Origin of the sequence: Pseudomonas sp. KCJK9058, from assembly GCF_046230975.1 — a bacterium.
Lineage (GTDB): Bacteria > Pseudomonadota > Gammaproteobacteria > Pseudomonadales > Pseudomonadaceae > Aquipseudomonas > Aquipseudomonas alloputida.
On sequence record NZ_JBJJLR010000022.1, the window covers coordinates 75,671 to 82,084 of the forward strand.

The 6,414-nt window shown below is 61.4% G+C and carries 5 protein-coding genes; all 5 read left to right on the forward strand.

Going from position 1 to position 6,414, the window contains the following annotated elements:
• Positions 1-11: 11 nt before the first annotated feature.
• A complete protein-coding gene (gene dksA / locus ACK59Z_RS14040) occupies positions 12-416 on the forward strand; it encodes an RNA polymerase-binding protein DksA (RefSeq protein WP_108190786.1) in 405 nt (134 codons plus the stop codon).
• 478 nt (positions 417-894) lie between these two features.
• Positions 895-2,727, forward strand: coding sequence for a protease modulator HflK (gene hflK / locus ACK59Z_RS14045; protein WP_409293263.1), 1,833 nt, complete (start codon positions 895-897; stop codon positions 2,725-2,727).
• Positions 2,724-3,740 (forward strand): protease modulator HflC, encoded by a 1,017-nt coding sequence (hflC, locus tag ACK59Z_RS14050; RefSeq protein ID WP_108190788.1) that lies wholly within the window; start codon positions 2,724-2,726, stop codon positions 3,738-3,740. The genes hflK (ACK59Z_RS14045) and hflC overlap by 4 nt, the downstream gene beginning before the upstream one ends.
• Positions 3,727-4,767 carry a protease modulator HflK gene (gene hflK / locus ACK59Z_RS14055; RefSeq protein ID WP_108190789.1) on the forward strand — a complete coding sequence of 347 codons (1,041 nt, stop codon included), beginning with the start codon at positions 3,727-3,729 and terminating at the stop codon, positions 4,765-4,767. The genes hflC and hflK (ACK59Z_RS14055) overlap by 14 nt, the downstream gene beginning before the upstream one ends.
• A gap of 67 nt (positions 4,768-4,834) precedes the next feature.
• A partial coding sequence (locus ACK59Z_RS14060) for a heavy metal translocating P-type ATPase (RefSeq protein WP_409293266.1) occupies positions 4,835-6,414 on the forward strand: 1,580 nt, incomplete at its 3' end.

The window sequence follows — 6,414 nt, forward strand, 5'->3', positions numbered from 1 at the left end:
GCGCACCTGCAATGACCGAACAAGACCTACTATCCCAACCGGAAGACGCCTACATGGACGCTGCCCAGCAAAGGTTCTTCCGTGAGCTGCTGCTTACCCAGCGCAATGAGCTTCAGCAACGCATCGCTGAAGAATTCGAAGCGATCCGCGACTTCGAGCCCACCAGCGATCCCTCCGATATCGGCACGACGGAGGAGCATCGTCAATGGCAATTGAGACTGCTGGAGCGGGAGAAAAAACTGCTGGACAAGATCGACGAGGCCTTGGAACGCGTTGCCCGTGGCGAGTATGGCTGGTGTAAGGAAACTGGCGAACCGATTGGTCTCAAGCGGTTGCTGCTCAGGCCAACCGCCACCCTGTGCGTGGAGGCCAAAGAACGCCAGGAACGCAATGAGCGGCACATGCGCGACGATTGAGGGTGCCAATCGCCACCATAGGGTTCATCAGCATGTAGCCACAGTAGATGCCCCCGGGTATGCTCGCGTTCGAGATAACCGTTGTCTTGCCCATTCGCCCAGGGGCCTACGTATCACGCTTAACACAAGTTTTTATCCCAATGCCTAATGGGAGGAGACGCCCTGTCCCAGGAGCGACTCAATAGCTCAGCCGTTATCAGCCACGCCGGTCCTGGTGCTGGACGAACAGATTTTTTACATCTGTTGTTATAACGTTACCAAATATGTCGCAAATGGACGATAGCGCCTTCGGGAGCCGATTCGCGACGCTTGGTATTGCTGGAGTCTTATGATGGTCGATCTAGAAACCGAGGCCACCGACCTCGATGGGCTTCCCCGTTTTCAGCGCTCAAAAGTTCACACGCGCAGGCTTGTGCTATTGACGTACGTGGCGCTAGCAATCGCCACGCTGCTATTAACACTGCAAGGATTGGTCGGAGTGTTCAGCCCTGACTCCTACTGGTTCGTCCTCTTGGCGGTCAATGGCTCGGCGCTGTTCCTGCTGGCGGCGACAGCGCAGTCGGCTTGGCGGGTGGCCAGTTGGCGTACGACCGCGCTGGGTCAGGTCCCCACTCCTCTGGTGTTCTGGCGGGGTGACGCAAAGGAATCAGTCGAGTCCGCATCGCTCAGCCGTTTTGAACGCTGGTGCTGGCAGGTCGGCGAAACCTGCCGGCGGCAACTTCACAAGTTGGGCGCTGAGACGCCCTGGCTTGTTGGCTTGGCAGGGCTGGCGCTGCTGTTGGTCAAAGGCGCTTGGCGCTTTGACTTGCCTGTAACGCTGCCTGCCGGCCAGGTGACCTGGGTTGCCATCGGTATACTGGCTGTATTCGCGTTCTGCCTGGTCGTGGTGGAGCGCCACTTGATGGCGGAAAGCGAAGCGACATGGCCTGAGGCCAGGGCGCTTGCGGCTGTGTTACGCCTGGTCATCGCAGTGCACGTGTTGACCATTGGCTGCCTGGTGTGCGTAGACGGCGCACGACTGTGGCCGGCACGATTGGCAGTATTGATCGGTGTACTACCTGGGTTGGCAGCGCTCGAGCTGCTCGTGCGAGCAGTTTTGGCGATATTCCGCCCCCCACGACCTCGCGAGGAGCCTGCGCTTGTGGCTCGTAGCCTGATCGGCGACCTGCTGCAATGGCCACCCCGGCCGATGACAATGCTGCAGAACGAATTGCACCAGCGTCTAGGCATCGACTTGCGCCAAGTATGGGCCTTCGCCTTCATGCGTCGGGCGTTCCTCCCGGTGGCGGCATCGGTGGCGCTGGTCGGTTGGTTGCTGACTGGCATCGTGGAAGTGCCCATGAACAATCGCGGCGTATACGAGCGCTTTGGCAAGCCCGTCGCTGTATATCAACCGGGCTTGCACATCGGGCTGCCTTGGCCTTTTGGCAAGGTGCTGAGTGTAGACAACAGCATCGTCCATGAGTTGGCTACCTCTGGTGCAGATGACGCGGCAGATCCACTGACCGCTGCCGAAAGCGCGGCCCCGGCAACGGCGAATCGGCTTTGGGATGCGACTCACCTCAGCGAGAACTCGCAGGTGATAGCCGGTGCCGACGGTGGGCGACAGGGCTTCCAGATCGTAAACATGGACGTGCGATTCATCTACCGTATCGGCATGAGTGACGCGGCAGCGCTAGCGGCCACCTACCAGAGCACTGATATTGCACAGCTGCTGCGTAGCGTTGCCAACCGCGTGCTGGTCCACGATTTCGCTGGACGATCGCTGGACGGCTTGTTAGGCACCGAGCGTGAAGCACTGGGGCGCGACATCGGGCGTGCGGTGCAGGCTGACCTGGACCGCATGAACAGTGGCGTAGAGCTGTTGGCAACGTCGGTGGAGGCGATTCATCCGCCGGCGGGCGCGGCCAATGCCTACCATGCCGTGCAGGCGGCGCAAATCACCGCACAGGCGCTCGTTGCGCGTGACCGCGGGCAGGCCGCACAGAAGCTCAACCAGGCGCGTCTAAACGCCACATCGCTGGCCCATAAGGCCACTGCTGACGCCCATGAAGTGCAGACCAAGGCGAGTACCGCCGCGCTGCGTTTCGAAGCCGAACGCACTGCCTGGCAGCATGCTGGCCAGGCTTTCATCCTCGAACAGTATCTGGAGCGCTTGTCCCAAGGCATGAATGGGGCGAGCAGCCTGATCATCGATCATCGCCTGGCGGCACACCAGGCACCGACGCTGGACCTGCGCAGCTATGCAGTGCCCGTCGATCCCATGCAGCCAAAACCCGCATCCGCACGCCCCCAGGAGCGTAAAAATTGAGCGCCCATACTACACACGACCATCACCACAGCCACGATCATGATGATGGCCATGACCATCATCATGATGACAGTCACGCGCATGCCCGTCCGGCCTGGCTACGCATTGGCATGGCTTTGCTGCTGGTCCTGGTGATGGGCGCGACGGCGTGTTTCGTGCAGGTTCGAGTCGGTGAGGCAACCGTGATCACGCGCTTCGGCAACCCGTCGCGAGTGCTGACCGAGCCTGGGTTGGCGTGGCGTTGGCCGGTGCCCTTCGAGGCAGCAGTCCCGGTCGACCTGCGCCTGCGCACAACCTCCAGTGGTCTGCAGGATGTGGGTACGCGCGATGGTTTGCGCATCATCGTGCAGGCCTATATTGCATGGCAGGTGGCGCCAGACCCACAGAGCATCCAGTTGTTCATGCGGGCGGTGCAGAATCAACCAGACGAGGCTGCGCGGCAGATCCGCACCCTGGTGGGCTCGGCGCTCGAAACCACCGCCAGTGGTTTCGAGCTGGCGGACTTGGTCAACGTCGATGCCAGCAGGGTGCGCATCGATGCATTCGAACAGCGCTTGCGTGAGCAGATGGAGCAACAACTGATCAACACCTATGGGGTGCAGGTGGTGCAAGTGGGCATGGAGCGCCTGACCTTGCCCAAGGTCACCCTCGACGCCACCGTTGACCGAATGCGTGCCGAACGCGAGACCATTGCCACCGAGCGCACTGCCGAAGGGAAGCGCAAGGCTGCCGAGATCCAGTCGGCCGCCGAGCGCGATGCCCGAATCCTGGAAGCGGACGCCACCGTCAAGGCTGCCCAGATCCAGGCCCAGTCCCAGGTGCAGGCGGCGGAAATCGATGGCAAGGCGTACGCCGGGGCACCGGAGCTCTACACCTTGCTGCGCTCGCTGGATACCCTTGGATCGGTCATCAACCCGAGTACTCGATTGGTATTGCGGACCGATGCCGCGCCGTTCCGCGCCCTGGTGGAAGTGCCTACGCTACCTGCTGGAGCCAACCATGACCATCAGTGAGCATTTGACGTCCCGGTTGCCGGATGGCCCTTGGCTGCAGACAGGACGCATCGGCTTTCTGGCGTTGTACGTCGTGACGTTGATGGCGGCAGTGGGCTGGCTGTTCGAAAATGTCCGCCAGGTGGGGCCTGAGAGCCGCGCGGTGGTGCTGCGCCTGGGGGCCGAAGACCGCATTCAGAATGCTGGCTTGCTGCTCGCTTGGCCGCAACCTTTCGAGCAAGTCGTGATACTGCCCTCGGCAGGCCGGATTACTGAACGTCGGGTTGAAGTGCTGCTGCGCTCAGAGCTTGCGCGAAAATCGGACAAGGACGGCACGCTGGCAAGCGATGCCACCGCTGGCTCTGGCTATTTGTTGACGGGCGACGCTGGAGCCGTACAACTGGATGTCCGGGTGTTTTATACCGTCACCGGCCCCTACGCCTTCGCTCGCCAGGGGCAACACGTCGAACCCGCCCTGGACCGCCTGGTAGAGCGAAACGCGGTGCAGACCTGTGCCTCGCGTGACATGGATGCCATCCTGGTCGCGCGTCCTGAGCTGGTCGGCGGCGACGCCCGGTTGGCTGAGCTCCGTGCGCAATTGCGCGGCGACCTTCAACAAGGCATCAACAGTAGCCTTGCACACCTGCGAGCGGCTGGAGCGGACCTTGGGATCGAGGTAGTACGAGTCGACATTCAGTCTTCTCTGCCTTGGTCAGCAGTCGGCGCATTCAACGCAGTGCTCACCGCAAGTCAGCAGGCCGAGCAGGCTGTGGCAAAAGCCCGTAACGATGCTGCTCGCCAACTGCAACAGGCCACCCAAGCTGCAGACCGCACAGTACAAGTGGCACAAGCCGAAGCGCGCGAGCGGCTGTCCCAGGCCCAGGCCGAGACCGCCACCATCGTTGGTCTGACGCATCAGCAGGATCCACAGCTATTGCAGCGCCTTTACCGTGAGCGGATACCGGCGATCCTCGCCCGCGCAGGGTCGGTCACCACCGTCGACAACGATGACGCCGGACACATGATTCTGCAGGGGCCCAAGCCATGAAAGCAGTGCCTTTGCTCGATGTCGGCCGGCCTGCTTCGACCTATTTTCATTCCTGGAGCTGCTCGCGATGAGTACTCATCACTGCCATGGCCACCATCACCACGCCCATTCGCACCTTACGTCTGGCTTGTTATCCCAGGCCGAACGGCGTGCTGCCGCACGACAGCTGGTCCTGGCGATGCTGGCATTGGGGTTGTTGGTGCTGGGGCTCGTCTGGCGCTGGCTGGCGCCGACCCAAGAGGGGGTCAGTCAGTTGCTGCTGGGCGTCGCCTCCTTGCTCGTGGCTATCCCAGTGTTACGTTCGGCGTGGTACAGCCTGTTGCAACCTAGTCTTCACGGCATCACCGATCAGCTCATCGGCTTAGCCATGTTGGGCGCCTGGGCAACGGGTGACCTCGCGACAGCGGCACTGTTACCGATCATCATGATTTTCGGTCATGTCCTGGAGGAGCGTAGCGTGCTCGGCTCGCAAGAAGCGATTGCGGCACTTGGGCAGCTGACCCGTAGTCGTGCACGTCTTATCAATGCCGATGGGCAGGTTCATGAGGTCGATAACGCAAGCCTCAACCCTGGCGACCAAGTCGAAGTCCGTGCCGGTGACCGGGTACCAGCCGATGGACGCATTATTGAAGGCCAGGCCAGCCTGGACACCGCGCCCATCACGGGGGAGTCCATTCCCCAGGAGGTGACGACCGGGATGGATATCCATGGAGGGTCGATCAATCTGGATGGCTTGCTGCGGGTGGAGATTACGCGTGTTGGCGATGATTCAACCTTGGGCAAGGTCATCGCCCTGATGCAACGCGCCGAACAAGCCAAGCCGCCCATCACGCGCTTGCTCGAACGACACGCCGGGCGTTATCTGGTATTGGTGTTACTGATTGCCGCCGCGACCTGGTTCGTTACCAAGGATGCCCAGGCCATGTTGGCCGTTCTGGTCGCCGCCTGTCCGTGTGCATTGGTTCTGTCGGCACCGGCGACAGCGGTGGCAGGCATTGCCGTCGCCGCCCGGCACGGTATCCTGATTCGAGGGTCTGCCTTCCTCGAGGAACTCGCCGACTTGTCTTCGCTGGTGATCGACAAGACCGGCACACTGACCTACGGCAACCTGCGTCTGCGCAGCGTGGTTGGCCTATCGAGTACGTTGTCGCAGGCCGAAATCATCAACCTCGCCGCAAGTCTCGGTGCGGCCAGTAGCCATCCGGTCAGCCGTGCTCTGGCGGCATTGGTACCGCATGACCACCATTTGCCGCTACTGGATGTCCATGAACGCCAAGGCTTTGGCGTTGTGGCGCACACAGCCGAGGGAAAAGCTGCGTTGGGGCGACCAGAGCTTTTCGATGAATTGGGCATGACGGTGCCTCCAGTTCCTGAACATGATGGCCCAATCGCGGGCTTGGCGCAGAATGGGCAATTTCTGGGTTGGCTGTTGCTGGCCGACAACGTGCGCGCAGAGTCTGCCGAGGCCATGCAGCAATTGCGGGAACTAGGCCTGGAGCGTCAGTTGCTGCTGAGCGGTGATCGCACCCGTGTGGCTGAATCCATCGCTGCACAGGTCGGTATCACTCGCGTGGTGTCCGAAGCATTGCCAGAAGAGAAGTTGCGCCAGGTCAACCATGAGCTTCAGGTTGGCTTCCGCCCCTTGGT